The following is a 17184-nucleotide window of genomic DNA, read 5'->3' on the forward strand; positions in this document are numbered from 1 at the left end:
GTTCGGGCCGGATGCCCACCTTCCCGCGCGAGGGGCGAGCCCGCGGACGGATGGTTAGCATCCACAGGATGGCTGCTGCGCAGGCGTATCTGATCGATGCCGTCCGGACCCCGGTGGGCAAGCGCAACGGGGGCCTGGCCGCCGTGCACAGCGCGGACCTCGGCGCCCATGTGCTGTCCGCGTTGATGGAGCGGACGGGCATCGACCCGGCCGCGGTGGACGAGGTGATCCTCGGCTGCCTGGACCAGATCGGCCCGCAGGGCATGGACGTGGCCCGCACGGCCTGGCTGGCCGCCGGGCTGCCGGAGACCACCCCGGGGACGACGATCGATCGGCAGTGCGGGTCCTCGCAGCAGGCGCTGTCCTACGCCGCGCAGGCGGTGATGAGCGGGACCAGTGATCTCGTGGTGGCCGGCGGCGTGCAGAACATGTCGACCATCCCGATGATGTACGCCACCACCGCGGCCGCCGGGTTCGGCCACCCCGATCCGTTCTCCGGGTCCGTCGGCTGGGTCCGCCGGTACGGGGATGCCCCGGTGTCGCAGTTCCACGGGGCGGAGCTGATCGCCGAGAAGTGGGCGCTGACCCGGGAGGCGTTGACCGACTTCTCCCTGTCCTCCCACGTCAAGGCCCTGTCCGCGCAGGCGGCAGGCTTCTTCGACGCCGAGATCGCCCCGTTGGCCGGAGTGAGCGCCGACGAGGGTCCGCGGCAGCCGAACAGGGCCAAGGTCGACTCGCTGCCGCCCATCACCGCGGGCGGGCGGATCACCGCGGCGATGGCGTCCCAGATCTCCGACGGGGCCGCGGCGATCCTGGTCGCCTCCGAACGGGCGGTGGCCCAGCACGGCCTGACCCCGCGGGCCCGGGTGCATCACATCTCCGCCCGGGGCGACGACCCGATCCTCATGCTCACCGCGCCGATCCCGGCGACCGCCCACGCCCTGGCCCGCACCGGCCTGAGCATCGACGACATCGACCTCATCGAGATCAACGAGGCGTTCGCCCCCGTCGTGCTGGCCTGGCTGGCCGAGACGGGAGCCGACCCCGACCGGGTCAACGTCAACGGCGGCGCCATCGCGCTGGGGCATCCGCTGGGCGCCACCGGGGCCCGGCTCACCACCTCCCTGCTCGGGGAGATGGAGCGTCGTGGCGCCCGGTACGGCCTGCAGACCATGTGCGAGGCCGGTGGGCAGGCCAACGTCACCATCCTCGAACGGCTCTGACCTCCGCCCGTCGGAATGCCCCGGGGGTGGGCGCCGTTGTGACCGAGGTGAACATCGACATCTGGTCCGACGTCGTCTGCCCGTGGTGCTACATCGGCAAGCGCCGGTTCGAGACGGCCGTGGCCGCCTTCCCGCACGCCGACGAGCTGCAGATCCGCTGGCACTCCTTCCAGCTGGATCCCTCCGCGCCGGCCGAGGAGGCGGGCACCCAGGCCGAGCGGCTGTCGGCGAAGTACGGCACCGGGCTCGCGCAGGCGGAGAAGATGCTGACCGACATGACGGGCACGGCGGCCGCCGAGGGCCTGGACTTCCACTTCGACCGGCTGTGCGGCGGCAACACCTTCGACGCGCACCGGCTGCTCCACCTGGCCTGGGCCCGCGGCGTGCAGAGCGATCTCGAGGAGCGTCTGTTCGACGCGACGTTCTCCCGCGGCCTGCCCGTCGGCGACCACGCCACCCTGACCGAGCTGGCCGTCGAGGCCGGGCTGGACCGCGACGAGGTCAGCGCGGTGCTGGCCGGTGACGATTACGCGACGGACGTCCGGGCCGACCTGGCCCAGGCCCGGCAGTTCGGCATCACCGGGGTGCCGTTCTTCGTCATTGACGGCAAGTACGGCGTTTCGGGTGCCCAGCCCGCGGAACTCCTGGGGCAGGCCTTGACCCAGGCCTGGTCGGAGCGGCAGCCCGCCCCGCTGGCCATGGTCGCCGCCGCCGGCTCCGCGCCCGGCTGCGAAGGCGATTCCTGCACCGTCTGACCCGCCCCACCCGATCTCTCCCGAGAGGCTCCGCCCGCATGCTCGCTGCCGTCCTGCACGCCGCCCGTTCCATCTCCGCCGACCAGGTCCCCGACCCGGAGCTGATCGACCCGACCGACGCGATCGTGCAGGTGACCGCGGCCTGCGTGTGCGGGTCGGACCTGTGGCCGTACCGCGGGGTGCGGGAGGCGTCCGGCCGGATCGGCCACGAGTTCGTCGGTGTGGTGCAGGAGGTCGGTGCCGAGGTGCGGACGGTCAAGGCCGGTGACTTCGTCATCGCCCCGTTCGTCTGGAGCGACGGCACCTGCGCGAACTGCCAAGCCGGCATCCAGACCTCCTGCCTGCACGGCGGTGGCTGGGGCGCCGACGACCGCAACGGCCACCTGGTCGACGGCGGGCAGGGCGAGTTCGTCCGGGTGCCCCAGGCCGACGGCACCCTGGTCTGGGCGCCGGTCTCCGCGGACAGCCCGTTGGTCCCCGCTCTGCTGAGCCTGTCCGACGTGATGGGCACCGGGCACCATGCGGCGCTGGCTGCGGGGGTGACCCGGGGCAGCACCGCGGTCGTCGTCGGTGACGGCGCCGTCGGGCTCAGCGCCGTGCTCGCCGCGTCCCGGTTGGGGGCCGAACGGATCATCGCGCTGTCCTCGCACGCCGACCGCGCCGAGATGGCGACCCGGTTCGGCGCCACCGACATCGTCGGGGTGCGCGGGGACGAGGCGGTGGCCGCCGTCCGCGAGTTGACCGACGGCCTCGGCGCGGCCCACGTCCTGGAGTGCGTCGGCACCACCCAGTCCTGGGACACCGCGTTCGGCGCCACCCGCCCCGGCGGCACCATCGGCTACGTCGGAGTGCCCGCCGGGTTGACCGAGTCGTTCCCGATCCGCAAGGCGTTCGGCGGCAACATCGCCGTCCGCGGCGGCGTCGCACCGGTCCGCGCCTACATTCCGGAACTGCTCGCCGATGTTCTGGACGGCACCCTCGACCCGTCCCCGGTGTTCACCCTGGAGCTCCCGCTCACCGAGATCGCCCAGGCCTACCGAGCCATGGACGAGCGGACGGCCATCAAGGTTCTCGTACGCCCCTGACGGCGGCCACGGCCGGCCGGTGCCGGCCCCCCGCCGCCGCGTGGTGCGGCGCCGGCTCCTAGCGTCGGACCCGCGGGGCCACCGGCGGTCCCGGACACGACGCGACGACGGAGTCGAGGTGACGGCATGAGCGGATCACGTTCGGTGGCGGACAGGAGCCGCCCGGTGGACGGCAAGCGGGTGGTGGTGACCGGCGCGGCCTCGGGGATCGGCAAGGGGGTGGCCACGGCGCTGGTGCAGGGCGGCGCCCGGGTGGTGCTGCTGGACCGGAACGTCGACGCGGTGACGGCCGTGGCGGACGAACTGGGCGCCACCGCGATCGGCTGCGACGTCACCGACGAGGACCAGGTCCGTGCGGCGATGCGCGGGGCGGCCGAGCACCTGGGCGGTCTGGACGGCGCGGTCAACAATGCCGGGATCGTGCTCAACGAGCCGGCCGAGTCGATGAGTCTGGTCGACTTCAACCGGGTCATCGCGGTCAACCTGACCGGGGTGTTCCTGTGTGCGCGGGAGCAGTTCCCGTTCCTGGCCGACGGGGGCGGGAGCATCGTGAACACCGCGTCGATGTGCGCGGGCATCGTGGTGCGCCCGCAGCCGCAGGTGTCCTACAACGCCTCGAAGTCGGCCGTGGTGGGGCTGACCCGGAGCCTGGCCGCCGAATGGGCCGACCGGAACATCCGGGTCAACTCGGTCAGCCCCGGCTACACCCTCACCGAGCTGGTCCGCAGCCCGGAACTCGCGCCACAGCACGAACAGTGGTCCTCGCTGACCCCGATGAAGCGGCTGGCCGACATCGACGACCTGGTCGGCGCCTACCTGTTCCTGCTGTCCGACCAGGCGGGGTTCATGACCGGTCAGGACATCGTCATCGACGGTGGTTACACGGTCTGGTGACCCGGCGGGCCCACCCACGACGGTTCCGCCACCAGCGCCCGGAAATCCTCGATGAGCCGGGCGGTGTGGAACCCGTCGGCGACGGCGTGGTGGGCCTGCACGGCCATCGGCAGTAGGGTGCGGCCCTCGCGTTCGGTGAACTTCCCCAGGGTGAAGACGGGCGTGAGGGAGTTCCAGCCGCCGGCGATGTGCAGGGTGAAACCGGTGAACGAGGTCCACGGCAGGCTCGACACGTCGACGATGTTGGCGGGTAGATCGTCCTGCGGGGTGAAGGTCTCGGCGTCGCGATGGGTCCGGAGGACCTCGGCGGCCCGGTCGTGGAACACCGCGAAGTCCTCGTCCCAGGGCGACCAGACGATGGCGAACGTCTCCCGGGCGGGGTTGAAGACGGTGAACGCCGGGTGCACCACGTTCCACACCGCGGGCGCCCCGTCGACCATCGTCATCCGGAACTCCGGACGCCGATTGACCACGGCCGCCACCGCCCAGACCTGGCCGAGATACGTCTTCCGCCCGGCCGTCCTCAGCGCGGCCCGCAACTCGGTGACGTCCACCTCGACGGTGATCGTGTACGAGACCGCGACCTCGCCGGTGTAGTACGCGAACTGTTCACGGCGGGGCCAGGTCTCCAGGTCGACGGGGGTCGTGTGATCCATCGGTCCATGATCCGCCGTCGGCGGCCCCGCGCTCACACGGTGACCAGGCCCCGCTTCGGCGTCAGCAGGAACGCCAGCCCGTAGAGCACGGCGACGACGATGAGCAGGTTGCGGTAGCCGGTGAGCAGCGCGAAGTACTCCAGGCAGCCGCCGAGCATGGCGCCGAGCAGGTTGATGCCGAACGCCGACGGGGCGTCCGCCGGGTCCTCGGTGGCCCCGAACCGCTTGGCGAAGGCGATGTTCGCCAGGTAGATCGGGACGAAGGCCAGGAGCACCGCGCCGATGAGCCGGGGGACGAACGGCCAGCTGAGCAGCCAGTCGGGTTGCACCAGGTACGCCACCGCGAGCGCGGCGGCGATGGCCCCGTAGACCACCGGCAGCGGTGGCGTCCTGAGCCGTCGGGTGGTCTCCACCGCGGCCAGCACGATGATGAGCACGCCGCCGAAGACCAATGCGTTGACCACCCAGGTGGTGCCGAAGAGCAGCGCGAAGGTGGCGATGTTCTTGGTCTCCAGCAACAGGAACGCCGCGCCCATGAAGAACAGGTCGGCGTACGGGCGCATGGTGCGCAACGGACCGCCCAGGGCCCGCACGCCGATCAGCGACAGCAGCAGCACCCCGGCCAACGTCCACAGGTAGATCGGCGGGATCGCCCCGCCCTGGTAGTAGAGGAACGGTCGGTCGTCGGTGGCCGGGGCGATGACGGCGCCCGCCGGCACCCACGGCGTCCCGCACGCCTGGTTGGCCTCGTCCAGCGAGGCGGTGACCACGGCCTGTCCGGCGCCGACCTTGTCCACGCAGGGCGCGTGGCCGAAGGCGGCCTGAGCGGTCCCGGCCAACCGGTCGATCAGCCAGTCCTCGCGGTAGTAGTTGTACATCGCGAACGTGCCCTGCTCGGTGAGGTGTTCGCGGGCGGAGGCCAGCGCCTGCTCGGTGAACAGGAAGCTCTCCAGCCGGATCTGCGAGGCGCCGGTGACCAGGGCGAGGGAATCGGGCAGGGCGAAGAGGATCAGGTCGTACTTCGTGTCGGTCGTCTGCAGGAACGCGCGGCCGTCGTTGACGTACCGGGTGACGCGGGAGTCGGAGTACGGCTGGTTCGGGTTCTGCTCGGCGCCGATCTGCAGGATGCGCGGGTCGATGTCGACGGCGTCGATGTGCTGGGCGCCCTTGGACAGGGCGATGGCCACGTCCGAGCCCGACCCGGCCCCGATGATGAGCACGTTGCCGAGCGGGTTGCCGGGGGACCGTTCGTACGGCAGCCCGTACTGGGACTCCTCCTCCAGCTTGAGGTTCGCGTCCCGCATGAGCTGGTGGGGCACCCCGTTCACGGCGATGTTGACCCAGTTCAGGCTGCCGTCGGCGTTGTAGTTCTCCTCGGTGGTGACCTTGTAGTACGGCGACCAGGACACCCCGGAGGTCAGCGTCTCGACGAGCAGGATCGCCACCATGCCGCCGCCGGCGACCACGGCCAGGATCCGCGGCCAGCGCCGGATCAACGCGACGAAGCCGATCGCCACGACCAGGCCCCACACCACGGACGGCGCCCGCACGAAGGACAGCGCGGTGAACGAGGCGATGCCGATGACGGACCCGACGAGGTCCCAGCGGTAGGCGGTCAGCGGGGTCAGCTTGCTGAAGCAGCGCCCGACGACCTCGGCCGGCCCGGCGAGCACCGCGGCGACCAGGATGAAGATGAGCGGCAGCACGGCCCAGGCCGGTGGCCCGGACGTCTCCAGCGACGTGAAGTAGATGATCTGGTCGCCCGCGCGGTCGATCGTGACCGGTTCCAGATACACGCCGATCACCAGGATCGCGAGGATCACCGGCGCGGCCGGCAGGATCGACCAGCTCTTGCGGGCGATGAGGAAGCCCAGCCCGATGCCGAGGAACGAGCCGAGCAGGACGAAGTTCGAGAAGTAGCTCAGATGGACGACATTGGCGCCCAGCCAACGGATCAGGGCCAGCTCGAGGAACAGCATGAGCGCGCTGCCGGCGACCAGCCGGACGACCACCGCCCGGTCCGCCGGCACCACGTCCCGGCTGTCCCCGGCCGACCGGCGGAACCACGACCGCGCATTCCCCTCCGGCGCATCGGCGATCCGGGGGCTGGTGCGGTCGGCCATGGGGTTCTCCCTACCGCCGGTCGCGGGAAGCGCCGGGCCCGCCGATCATCGCGTGCACCCCCGGTGGCGGCAAGAGATCCGCGAGGATGCCCTGGAGGCGGGTGCAGAGCCTTGCGACTGTCGGAGCGAAGCGCGGGCCCGGGGAATGGATCCCCCTGGGGGATGTGAGGCCGGTCGTCCTGGGTGGGAAGCTGCATCATCACGTGAGGGGGCGGGGGACCCGATGAGCACCACCGGTGAGGAACGGACCCGGGCGGCACTGGATCTGCTGTCCGACCAGCCCGGGCCTCGTTCCGAGGACCTCCGTCGCGACGGCACACGCCGCACTCGGCTCTTCCTCTGGGGGAGCCTGGTCCCGCTGGTGGTTGTGGGGGGTCTGGGTGGCGTCCTGCTGGCTCGGGCGGACGAGCGCGCGGGCCGATGGGCGCACCAGCCCGCCCCGTGGCAGACCACCGTTGGGCTGATCGTGGCGGGTCTCGGTGTGCTGATCGCCGTCGGCGGGATCATGGCCCGCGCGGTCAGCAAGCGACGCCACGGCGCTCCCCCGGGATGGAACTCCCCACTGCTCGCACTGACCTCCCGCGAACGTCGAAGGCTCAACAAGCAGGTGATGGGTCAGGCGCTGATCGACATGAGGACCCTCCCCCTGGCGCGGCTGCTTGCCCACACGGTCCGTCATGCACGGTTCGCGGCCTGGTCCCAGGTCGGGCTGACCGTGATGTTCCTCGGCCAGATGCTGCTCAACGCCTCGCCTCTCCTCTGGGCGGTCTTCGGGATCGGGGCGGTGATGACGGCTGTCGGGGCGGTGGCCGGGTTACGTCACTCCGCCCTGGCCGACCGCTTCCTCGCTCGGCACCCCTCGGACGACCCGCCCTCCACGGCGTCCGCCGACCCCGCTTGACCAGTCAGCGGTCCCGTCCGGCCCATTCCAGCAGTTGCTCGACGGGCCAGGTGTTGACGATGCGATCGACAGGCACTCCGCACTCCTCGGCCCGCTCGCAGCCGTAGACCTGCCAGTCGAGCTGGCCGGGGGCGTGGGCGTCGGTGTCGATGCTGAACAGGCATCCGGCGTCCACCGCCTCGCGGAGCAGTCGGCGCGGCGGGTCGAAACGCTCGGGCCTGCTGTTGATCTCGACCGCGACCCCCCGCTCGGCGCAGGCGGCGAACACGGCGGCCGAGTCGAAGTCGCTCTCCGGGCGGGTGCCGCGCCCACCGGTCACCAACCGCCCGGTGCAGTGCCCGAGGATGTCGATGTGCGGGTCGTCGATGGCGCGGAGCATCCGGGTGGTCATGGTGCGGGAGTCGGCCCGCAGTTTGGAATGCACCGAGGCGACGACGATGTCGAGCTCGGCCAGCAGCTCGGGCTCCTGGTCCAGGGTGCCGTCCTCGTTGATGTCGACCTCGATCCCGGTGAGCAGCCGGAAGCCGCTGTTCTCCTGGTCCAGCGCGGCATTGACCGCCCCGACGACGCCCAGCTGCTTGCGCAGCCGGGCCGGGGTGAGTCCGTTGGCCACGGTCAGCCGGGGGGAGTGGTCGGTCATCGCCTGGTACTCGTGCCCCAGTTCGAGCCCGGTGACGGCCATCTCCTGGATGGGACTGCCGCCGTCCGACCAGTCGCTGTGGGTGTGCAGGTCGCCGCGGAGCGCGCCCCGGATCTCGTGCCCCGCCTCGGTCAGTTCGCCCATCTCGTCCTGCAGACCGACCAGGTAGGCGGGTGTGTCACCGGCGGCGGCCTCGTAGGCGACAGCCGCCGTCTTCGGCCCGATGCCGGCGAGCTCGGTCAGGGTGCGCGCGTGTACCCGGGCATCGAGATCCTCGACGGTGAGGTCACCCAGGATCGCCGCTGCGGTCCGGAACGCCTTCACCCGGTACGTGGGCTGCCGTGACCGCTCCAGCAGGAAGGCGATGCGGCGGAGCGCGGTGACCGGGTCCATCAGGGCAGCGTAGGACGGCACCGCGGGCACGTCGCCGCCCGGGCGGATCAGGGAGGGGGGAGCGGGGTGGTCACGGCGCCGTCGAGGTGCGCAGGCCCCGGTCGACGAAGTCGACCATCCAGCTGAAGCTCTCGTCGACATCGGTGGACATCTGGAAGCCGTCCGATGCCTCCAGGGTCGCGAACCCGTGCAGGATGCTGCGCAGCATCCGCAGGGCGTGGATGCGGTCGCGCGGGTCCAGCCGGTATCCGTGCAGGACGGCGGCCAACGAGGCGAGGGTGCGTTCCAGGGCGCCGGTGAGCGGATCGTCCGGGCCCGTCGGACGGATGCCCACCGTCGCGGCGTACCGGCCCGGGCGCCGCTTGACGTAGGCGCGGATGGTCTCGGCCGCGGCGGTGAGCGCCTCGCCGCCGGCCCGGCCCTGCATGGCCTCCCGGAGCTCGTCCCCCAGCTCGGTCGCGGCGAGGATGGCGATGCGGTGGATGAGGTCGGTCAACCCGTCGACGTGCTTGTACAGCGACGGCCCGCGCACACCGAGCCGTTCGGCGACCAGGCTCATGTTCAGGTGCGCGAGGCCGACCTCGTCGGCCAGTGCGGCCGCAGCGGCGGTGACGATCGCGGGGTCCAGGCCCGCCCTAGGCATGGTCGACCGGGGCGGTGTCCGTCAGCGTCCGGCGCAGGAAGGGCAGCAGCAGGGCGACGACCTGGGCGGGGGTCTCGGTGTGCGGGTAGTGGCCCGCGCCGTCGATGACGGCGATCTCGCCCACTCCGTCCGGGAGGTCCCCGAGGATCTTGACCGCTTCGGCCCGGGGGTCGGCCCAGTCCGGGTCGGCGCTGCCTTCCACGATCAGGACGGGGCAGTGCACGTCGGCCAGGCGGGCGCCGGCGTCCTTCGGCGAGGTCCTGGTCATCGCCCGCAGGGCGGCCATGCGCTCCGGCCTGCGCAACGCGGTCTCGATCCGCCCGCGTTCGGCGGCCCAATCGGCGGGTTTCGTCGGGATCGCCGCGTCCAGGTAGGTGAGCCAGCCCGGCAGGCTGCCGGTCATCATCACCTTGGCGAGCTGGACGGTCCCCGCGCGGTGGCGGCTGTTCCGGATCAGCCCGACCAGGTCGACCGACTGTGCGCGGGTGAACGGCGCGAGCTCCACGATGCCGACGACGACATCGGGGGCGGTCGCGGCGGCGATGGTGGCGGCCCCGCCGCTGATGGACTGACCGACGACGACGGCCGGACCGCCCAGCTTCCGCACGACGGCGACGAGGTCGCGGGCGATGTCGGCGCGCTGGTAGCTCGGCCATTCCGCGGTCGAGTCCCCGCATCCGCGGATGTCGACGTTGGCGACCCGGTACCCCGCCGCGACGAGCTCGGGGACGACGAAGCGGTAGGAGTGACGGCTGTCGCCCATGCCGTGGGCCAGGACCACGAGCGGCCCGGCTCCGCTGACCTCGTAGACGATGGTGCCCTCGGGGGTCTCCAGGTGATCGATCACGACGTCCTCCATTGGCTATTGGCTGTAGCTAAAAGCTAGAGCACGTAGCCAAAGCGGTCAAGGGGTCTGCCGGACCTCGACCCCGTGCTCCGCGCACCAGTCCCGGACCTGCTCGTTCGCCACTTCGGTGACCAGCACGTCGATGCGGTCGAGACCGCAGACCCCGACGAAGTCGGTGATGCCGAACTTGCTGCTGTCCACGGCGAGCACGACCTTGCGGGCCCGGTCGAGCACGGCCTGTTTGATCTGCGCCTCGCCGAGGTCGGCGACGGAGATGCCCGCCCCGGTCACCCCGGTGGCCCCGAGGACGGCCACCCCGACGGTGAACCGGGCCAGGTTCTCCAGGGCGATCGGGCCGGTCACCGAGTCGCCGAGGGTGCGCAGCTGTCCGCCGAGCAGGGTGTGCCGCACGTCGGCACGGTCGGCCAGCACGCGGGCCACCCCCACCGAGTTGGTCAGCACGTTCAGGCCGGGCTGGGTCAATCGCGCGGCCACCGCCTGCACCGTGGTGCCGGTGTCCAGGAAGACCGCGTCACCGGCGCCGATCTCGGCGGCACAGGCCACGGCGATGGCGTCCTTGGCGATCCGGTTCCGCCGGCTCCGGTCGGTCACACTGGGCTCGGCATGATCCGTCCCGACGGCGATCGCGCCACCGTGGGTGCGGCGCAGCAGGTCCCGCTCCTCCAGCACGCTGAGGTCCCGGCGGATCGTCGGTTCGGTGACGCCGTACTCGCGCACCAGGTCCGCCAGGCGCACCCGGCCGTCGGCGGCCACGGTCTGCGCGATCCGCCGGCGACGCTCCTCGGCGAAGGCGTCGGGTCGCGGCATGGCGGTCAGCGTAGGCCGCGGGCCACGGCGACCCGCACGGCCGCGAGATGGTCGAGCTGACCAGCGGGATCCGGTCCCTTGGCCGGCACCAGCACCAGTTCCGCGCCGGGGATCCACCCGGCCAGGGTGCGGGCGAGCGCCTCGGGGTGCACGGGATCGCCGGGCGCGGCGACGACCGTGGTGGGGACACCGAGCTGAGCATGGGCCGCCGCGGTCGCCGGGGCGTCCACGGGCAGGGTGGCCAGCACCCGGCGGCGTGCCACGGCGTGCGGGCGGTCGAACTGACCCAGCAGGGACGCGGCCATCGTCGGCGAGACAGCCCGCACCGCCGCGAATTCCTCGGTCCGGGTGAACGCCTCGGCGCCGGCCCCGGGGCCGAGGGTGCCGAGGAGATCGGCCACCACACGGAAGACCGCCAGATGGGTCGGCGGCCGGTCGAGCCACGCCGGCCGGACGAGGATCAGCCGGTCGACCAGGTCGGGCCGGGCGGTGGCCAGGGCTACCGCGACACCCGCGCCCATCGACACCCCCACGACGGGCACCGGCCCGGAGATCGCGAGATCGCCCAGCAGGGCGGCGGTCAGGTCGGCGAACGGCGCGAACCCGACCGGGCGGTCGTCGAGGTCGGTGTCGCCGTGCCCCGGGAGGTCGGGAGCGATGCGGGTGGCCCGCAGATCCGGCGGGAGGAGATCCAGGGCCTGCCGGTGATCCCCGCCCAACCCGTGCAGCACGACCACCGGGGGGCCGTCCCCGACCACCCGGAACGACACACCGCCGAACGCGCCGCCTGTCACCGTCCGGCCTCGTCGTGCCAGCGCAGCAGGTCCCGGCGGACGCGGGCGGCATCCTGCTCGCTCGCGTCCTGCACGATCAGGGGCACCGCGGGCCCCCGGGCCAGCTGCCGGAGCACCGCCGGGTAGTCCAGCATCCCGGCCCCGGCGGCGGAGTACCCCTGGGCCACCACGTCCTTGGCCTGGGCGCCGATCAGTCGGTCACCGAGCAGATCCATGGCTTCACGGAGGATCTCGTCCTGCTGGGCGATCGTCCCCGGCGTGATCAGGTTGGCCGGATCCAGCACGATGCCGAGGGGAGCGTCCGGCCCCAGCTCGGCCAGCAGTCGGGCCGCGCGAGCCGCGTCGGTGATCACGTTGCCCGGCTCGGGTTCCACGCCCAACCGGATCCCCGCGTCGCGGGCGGCCTCCAGCAGGGGGTCCAGGGTGCGGCGGAGATCGTCCCAGGCGTCGGGACCGGAGTTGCCCGGATGGGCGCGCCACATGTCGTCGGCGTCCCGGGTGCCCGTGCACAGGGTGAGCACGTCGGCGCCGAGGGCGGGGACGAGCCCGATGAGCCGTACCGCCGACCGCACCTGCGCCGCCCGCAGCTCGGCGTCCGGGTGGATGACGTTGAACGTCCCGGAGACGCTGGGGATCCCCACCCCGGCCGCGTCGAACGCGGCGCGCACCCCGGTCACCTCGTCGGGAGTGACGCCGTCGGCCAGGGTGGGCCGGCCGATCGCCGCGAAGTTCCAGTGCGCCAGGGGGTATCCCGCGTCGGCCACCGCCCGGGCCACCTGGTCGGGGGTCGCGCGCCGGAAGGTGCGGGCGAAGATGCCCAGCCGGTCGGCCCACCCGCCCCCGGGCGTGACGCTCAGCACCGGATCTCCCGGCCGGTCTCCGCCGCCTGCGCCACGGCGTCGATCAGGTCGACCGCGGCGAGACCGTCGCGCACGTCGGGCACCGGACGCCCGCCGGAGCGCACGGTGGCGGCGAACGCCTCGGCCTGCCGCTCGTAGGCGTCGCCGTCGACCAGTTCCGGCACCACCGTCCGACCGGCGGAGTAGGCGTGCACGGTGGAGGCCCGCCGGTAGAACGGGAAGTGGGTGTCGACGCGCACGGTGCCGTCCGACCCGAACACCTCGATCCCCTCGCTGGGCTGCCCCGGGACGTCGACGGTCAGCGAGACGGTGCCGATCGCCCCGGTGTCGGTGATGAGGATGATCTGCCAGGCCTGATCGGTCCCGTCGTCCCGGTGGCGGGCGACGACGGACGTCACCTCACCCGCGAGATACCGGACCGTGTCGAAGATGTGGGCTCCGTGGGTGGCCAGCAGATAGCGGCTCCTATCGGCCTTGAAGCCGGCCTCGACCTGCCGCACCCCGGCGTCCGCGTACACCCGGGGGAACAGGGTGGCCTCGATGCCGGCGCGTAGATCACCGATCCGGTACCAGGCGGTGAACGTCCGCACCTGCCCCAGTTCCTCGGTGACGAACCGGCGGGCGAACTGCATGCCCGCGTCGTGCCGCTTCATCGCACCGACCTGCAGCACGAGCCCGGTCCGGTCGACGAGGTCCACCAACTCGCGGGCCTGTTCGACGGTGGAGCAGAGCGGCTTCTCCACCAGGACGTGCTTGCCGGCGGTCAGCGCGTCGGCCGCGAGGGTGTGGTGGAAGCGGTCCGGGGCGGCGACCAGGACGGCCTCGATCGTCGGGTCGTCGAACACCTGCCGCGGATCGCTGTACGCCGCGGGCACCGCGTATCGCGTCGCCACCGCCCGCGCGATGTCCTCCGCGGGGTCGCAGACGGCGACCAGTTCGATGCCGTCCGCCTTCTCCAGGGCGGGGAAGTGGGCGATCTGGGCGATGCGGCCACACCCGATCACGGCGAGACGGACAGGTGCGGTCACGGCAGCCTCCGGGGGCGTTGACAGGGCGGTCCCCGCGCTGATCTGATGCGGGAGAACCGAAAGAAGAAGAACACAACCGAAACAGAAGCAAAGTCAGCTGTCAAGCGATCCGGCTGTCCGGCCGGCGCACCCCGACCCCCGGAGGATCCCCGTGCAGGCCTACGTCTCGCTCTGGTCGGCCGACCTGCTCGACCTCGGCCGGGCCGTCGATCTCGTCGGCCCCGTCGCGGACGGATTCCACGTCGACGTCTTCGACGGGCACAACGTCGACGAGCTGCTGTTCGGCCCGGACCTGGTCGCCGCGCTGCGTCGCCGGACCGATCTGCTGTTGGACGTGCATCTCAACGTCACCGACCCCGACCGCTGGGCCCGGCGGTTCATCGACGTCGGCGCCGACATGGTCACCGTGCAGACCCGGCCGTGCCCGGATGTGCACGCCACCCTCGACGCCATCCGTGAACAGGGGGCCCGGGCGTCGCTGGGGGTCGAGGTGGACGAGCCCGTGGTCGGCGCGGTCGCTCTCGCCGGTCTCGTCGACCGTTATCTGCTGATGGGCACCGCCATCGGGATCAAGGGTGTCGGACTGGACGCGGCCACGCCCGAGCGCATCCGGGAGCTCCGCCGATCGGTCACCCGGCCGGTGTTCGTGGACGGCGGCATCCGCGCCCACACCGTGGCCGGGCTCGCCGCGGCCGGGGCGGACGGGGTGATCCCCGGGTCCCTGGTGTTCGCCGACGCCGACCCGGTGGCGGCGATCGGTCGGCTGCACGATCTGCCCGGGCCCACCGCCGTCCGGTAGGCGTCCCGACGGCGGTCGTCGTGGGCGGATGTCATGATCGGAGACCGGAACGCGCCGCGGCCACCGCCGGCCCGGCCCGCAGACGAAGGAGCAGACGATGATCGTCATCACGGTGCGCTTCAAGGTGTTGCCCGAGCACGTCGACGGGTGGCTCGATCGGGTCGCCGACTTCACCACCTCCACCCGCGCCGAGCCGGGCAACCTGTGGTTCGACTGGTCGCGCAGCATCGACGACCCGAACGAGTTCGTCCTGCTCGAGGCGTTCCAGGACGACGCGGCGGGTGCCCACGTGAACTCGGCGCACTTCCAGCAGGCCATGAAGGACATGCCCGAAGCGCTGGCCGAGACCCCGCGCATCATCAACTTCACCGTGCCCGGTGAGGACTGGGGCCGGATGGGGGAGCTCGAGGTTCCCGACCGCGGCTGACCCCGGACCGGGTCGGGGGTGCGCCGCGGCCACCCCCGACCGGGCGGTCAGTGTCCGATCGGCGGGGTCCGGCTGCCGGCCGGATTGCTGGCCCCGTGCCGGCGCTGCACGATCACCCCGCAGGTGATCACCACCGCGGCCGACAGGGCCGAGAGTCCGACCGCGGTCCGTTGTTCCGGGAACACCACCATCATGATCAGCACGAACACGATGAACCCGATGGCCAGATAGGTCAGCCACGGGAACAGCCACATCCGCACCGGCGCCCCCTCACCGCGACGGTCCATCCCCCGGCGGCTGATTAGCTGGGTGACCGCGATGGTGAGGTAGACGAAGAGGGCGACCGCGCCGGTGGTGGCGAGCAGGTAGCCGAAGAGGGTCTCCGGCAGGACGTAGTTGCCGATCACCCCGAGGAAGCCGAGCACCATCGAGATGAGCACGGCGTTGCGCGGCACCCCGTTGCCGGTCACCCGGCTCAGTGCCTGGGGCGCGTCACCCCGCTGCGAGAGCGAGAACACCATCCGGGATGCGGTGTAGAGGCCGGAGTTCAGGCACGAGGCGACCGCCGTCAGCACGACCACGTTCATGATCTCGTCCGCCTGCGGGATGCCCATCACGTTCAGCGCCGACTGGTACGAGCCCACGGCCGGGTCCAGCGTGTTCCACGGCACCAGGCAGACGACGATGAAGATCGAACCCAGGTAGAACAGGCCGATCCGCCAGATCACCGAGTTGGTCGCCCGGGTGATGCCCTTCTCCGGGTCGGCCGACTCGGCCGCGGCGATGGTCACGATCTCGGTGCCCATGAACGAGAACATCGTGGTGAGCATGGCCGCGATGACGGCACCGAAGCCCAGCGGCATGAACCCGTCGGTGTCCCACAGATGGGCGATGCCGCTGGTGTCGCTGCTGGGCAGCAGGCCCAGGATGGCCGCCAGTCCGAGCGCGATGAACGCCACGATGGCCACGACCTTGACGAGTGCGAACCAGAACTCGAACTCGCCGTAGTTGCCCACGCTGATGAGGTTCGACGCGGTGAGCGCGACCACGATGACCAATGCCCACAGCCACTGGGGGCCACCGATCCAGTGGTTCAGGATGAGGGCGCCGGCAGTGGCCTCCACCGGGATGACCAGCACCCAGAACCACCAGTAGAGCCAGCCCACGGAGAACCCGGCCCAGCGCCCGAGCGCGCGTTCGGCATAGGTGGAGAACGAGCCGGTGTCCGGGTTGGCCGTGGCCATCTCGCCGAGCATCCGCATCACCAGGATCACCAGCGTGCCGGCGAACAGGTACGACAGGATCACGGCCGGCCCGGCCATGTTGATCGCGGTGGCCGAGCCGACGAACAGCCCGGCCCCGATCACCCCGGCGATCGAGATCATCGTGACGTGACGGGGTTTCAGACTGGTACCGAGCGATCCCGCCGCCACGTCCTTCGCCGGATCCACCTGGACCATCGCGTTCTCCTCCCGACGGGGTGCGGGAGCGTCCCCGGTCCCGGACGGAGTAGACACCCGGCTCGGCACCGACGCATGTCGGTGCCGATCATCGTGGTGCCGCCCGCCGGGACGAATCGTGCGTCCGGGGCGGAACGGTCAGAGTTCCGCGGGCTGCCCGTCGTCGAGGTCGAGCCAGCGGGTGTCGGCCGGGGCGAACTGCTGCAGCAGGCCGTAGACCATGCCGGTGGCCGCCAGCACCTTCTCGTGGATCGGCACGGCGACCTGGGGGTCGACGGCGCGGAGGTAGTCGATGGCCTCCTTCACGGCCATCCACGGCGCGGAGACGGGCAGCGCGAGGATCTCCACGGGCTGGTCCGGCACGACCAGGGAGTCGCCCGGGTGGAAGAGCCGGCCGCCGACCAGGTACCCGGCGTTGCCGATGACGGGCATGTCGCGGTGGATCACCGCGTGCTCGCGCCCGACCACCGTCAGGCTCGTCCCGATCTCGTCGGGGTCGAGGCTGTCGCCCTCGGTCAGCGTGCGCACCCGGGCGCCCGCCTCCGTGAGCACGGCCGCGCTGTCGGCCTCGGCGAGCACCACCGCGTCGGGGTTGGCGGCCAGCAGGGGGAGCACCCGGTCGACGTCCAGGTGGTCGGGATGCTTGTGGGTGATCAACACCGCGGTCAGTCCGGTCAGCTGCTCGAATCCCGCCGAGAACGTGCCCGGGTCGATGAGCAGGTTGGCCCGGTCGACCTCCACCTGCAGGCAGCTGTGGCCGTACTTGGTGATGCGCATGGCTGTTCCTCTCGATGACCGGTGGGCGGCGGCCCGATCGGGCCGACGTCC

At 71.8% G+C, this 17184-nt stretch carries 18 protein-coding genes; 7 read left to right on the forward strand and 11 right to left on the reverse strand.

The window, feature by feature from the left end; genetic code table 11:
- Positions 1 to 68 precede the first annotated feature (68 nt).
- The 4 genes from J2S58_RS13865 (at position 69) to J2S58_RS13880 (ending at position 3957) form a co-directional block, all read left to right on the forward strand.
- Positions 69 to 1223 carry an acetyl-CoA C-acetyltransferase gene (locus J2S58_RS13865; RefSeq protein ID WP_205257720.1) on the forward strand — a complete coding sequence of 385 codons (1155 nt, stop codon included), beginning with the start codon at positions 69 to 71 and terminating at the stop codon, positions 1221 to 1223.
- Between the two features lie 26 nt (positions 1224 to 1249).
- On the forward strand, positions 1250 to 1978 hold the full coding sequence (locus J2S58_RS13870) for a DsbA family oxidoreductase (RefSeq protein ID WP_306828614.1): 729 nt from the start codon (positions 1250 to 1252) through the stop codon (positions 1976 to 1978).
- A gap of 38 nt (positions 1979 to 2016) precedes the next feature.
- Complete coding sequence (locus J2S58_RS13875) at positions 2017 to 3063, forward strand: zinc-dependent alcohol dehydrogenase family protein (RefSeq protein ID WP_205257721.1); 1047 nt, start codon at positions 2017 to 2019, stop codon at positions 3061 to 3063.
- Between the two features lie 126 nt (positions 3064 to 3189).
- Positions 3190 to 3957: an SDR family NAD(P)-dependent oxidoreductase gene (locus tag J2S58_RS13880; RefSeq protein WP_205257722.1), complete on the forward strand. Its 768-nt coding sequence runs from the start codon at positions 3190 to 3192 to the stop codon at positions 3955 to 3957.
- On the opposite strand, the gene J2S58_RS13885 is transcribed toward J2S58_RS13880, so the two are convergent.
- Positions 3942 to 4613, reverse strand: coding sequence for a CatA-like O-acetyltransferase (locus J2S58_RS13885; protein ID WP_205257723.1), 672 nt, complete (start codon positions 4611 to 4613; stop codon positions 3942 to 3944). The two genes, J2S58_RS13880 and J2S58_RS13885, sit on opposite strands and share 16 nt — an antisense overlap.
- Positions 4614 to 4645: 32 nt before the next feature.
- On the reverse strand, positions 4646 to 6736 hold the full coding sequence (locus tag J2S58_RS13890) for a spermine/spermidine synthase domain-containing protein (protein ID WP_205257724.1): 2091 nt from the start codon (positions 6734 to 6736) through the stop codon (positions 4646 to 4648).
- Positions 6737 to 6959: 223 nt separating this feature from the next.
- Here J2S58_RS13890 and J2S58_RS13895 point away from each other — a divergent pair, with 223 nt between their 5' ends.
- Positions 6960 to 7637: a hypothetical protein gene (locus tag J2S58_RS13895; RefSeq protein WP_205257725.1), complete on the forward strand. Its 678-nt coding sequence runs from the start codon at positions 6960 to 6962 to the stop codon at positions 7635 to 7637.
- A 4-nt stretch (positions 7638 to 7641) separates the two neighbouring features.
- Here J2S58_RS13895 and J2S58_RS13900 read toward each other — a convergent pair whose 3' ends face one another.
- The 7 genes from J2S58_RS13900 to J2S58_RS13930 all read right to left on the reverse strand — a co-directional run bounded on the left by J2S58_RS13900 (position 7642) and on the right by J2S58_RS13930 (position 13670).
- Positions 7642 to 8670 carry a PHP domain-containing protein gene (locus J2S58_RS13900; protein ID WP_205257726.1) on the reverse strand — a complete coding sequence of 343 codons (1029 nt, stop codon included), beginning with the start codon at positions 8668 to 8670 and terminating at the stop codon, positions 7642 to 7644.
- Positions 8671 to 8740: 70 nt separating this feature from the next.
- Complete coding sequence (locus J2S58_RS13905; protein WP_205257727.1) at positions 8741 to 9313, reverse strand: TetR-like C-terminal domain-containing protein; 573 nt, start codon at positions 9311 to 9313, stop codon at positions 8741 to 8743.
- Positions 9306 to 10160, reverse strand: coding sequence for an alpha/beta fold hydrolase (locus tag J2S58_RS13910; RefSeq protein ID WP_205257728.1), 855 nt, complete (start codon positions 10158 to 10160; stop codon positions 9306 to 9308). Before J2S58_RS13910 ends, J2S58_RS13905 begins: the two co-directional genes overlap by 8 nt.
- Positions 10161 to 10217: 57 nt before the next feature.
- Positions 10218 to 10988, reverse strand: coding sequence for a DeoR/GlpR family DNA-binding transcription regulator (locus J2S58_RS13915; RefSeq protein ID WP_205257729.1), 771 nt, complete (start codon positions 10986 to 10988; stop codon positions 10218 to 10220).
- A gap of 5 nt (positions 10989 to 10993) precedes the next feature.
- The gene (locus tag J2S58_RS13920; RefSeq protein WP_205257730.1) at positions 10994 to 11782 is read right to left on the reverse strand and encodes an alpha/beta fold hydrolase; all 789 of its coding nucleotides are present in this window, start codon (positions 11780 to 11782) and stop codon (positions 10994 to 10996) included.
- Positions 11779 to 12642 (reverse strand): sugar phosphate isomerase/epimerase family protein, encoded by an 864-nt coding sequence (locus tag J2S58_RS13925; protein ID WP_205257731.1) that lies wholly within the window; start codon positions 12640 to 12642, stop codon positions 11779 to 11781. Before J2S58_RS13925 ends, J2S58_RS13920 begins: the two co-directional genes overlap by 4 nt.
- Complete coding sequence (locus J2S58_RS13930) at positions 12636 to 13670, reverse strand: Gfo/Idh/MocA family protein (protein WP_205257732.1); 1035 nt, start codon at positions 13668 to 13670, stop codon at positions 12636 to 12638. Before J2S58_RS13930 ends, J2S58_RS13925 begins: the two co-directional genes overlap by 7 nt.
- A 151-nt stretch (positions 13671 to 13821) precedes the next feature.
- Between J2S58_RS13930 and J2S58_RS13935 the strand changes: the two genes are divergently transcribed.
- Complete coding sequence (locus J2S58_RS13935) at positions 13822 to 14469, forward strand: ribulose-phosphate 3-epimerase (RefSeq protein ID WP_205257733.1); 648 nt, start codon at positions 13822 to 13824, stop codon at positions 14467 to 14469.
- 97 nt (positions 14470 to 14566) lie between these two features.
- The gene (locus J2S58_RS13940; protein WP_205257734.1) at positions 14567 to 14896 is read left to right on the forward strand and encodes a putative quinol monooxygenase; all 330 of its coding nucleotides are present in this window, start codon (positions 14567 to 14569) and stop codon (positions 14894 to 14896) included.
- A gap of 47 nt (positions 14897 to 14943) precedes the next feature.
- Here J2S58_RS13940 and J2S58_RS13945 read toward each other — a convergent pair whose 3' ends face one another.
- Both J2S58_RS13945 and J2S58_RS13950 read right to left on the reverse strand, forming a co-directional pair.
- Positions 14944 to 16356: an amino acid permease gene (locus tag J2S58_RS13945; RefSeq protein ID WP_205257735.1), complete on the reverse strand. Its 1413-nt coding sequence runs from the start codon at positions 16354 to 16356 to the stop codon at positions 14944 to 14946.
- 138 nt (positions 16357 to 16494) lie between these two features.
- Positions 16495 to 17133, reverse strand: a complete 639-nt coding sequence (locus tag J2S58_RS13950; protein ID WP_205257736.1) for an MBL fold metallo-hydrolase — start codon at positions 17131 to 17133, stop codon at positions 16495 to 16497.
- Positions 17134 to 17184 lie beyond the last annotated feature (51 nt).

The sequence above is a fragment of the Nakamurella flavida genome, from assembly GCF_030811475.1.
GTDB lineage: Bacteria > Actinomycetota > Actinomycetes > Mycobacteriales > Nakamurellaceae > Nakamurella > Nakamurella flavida.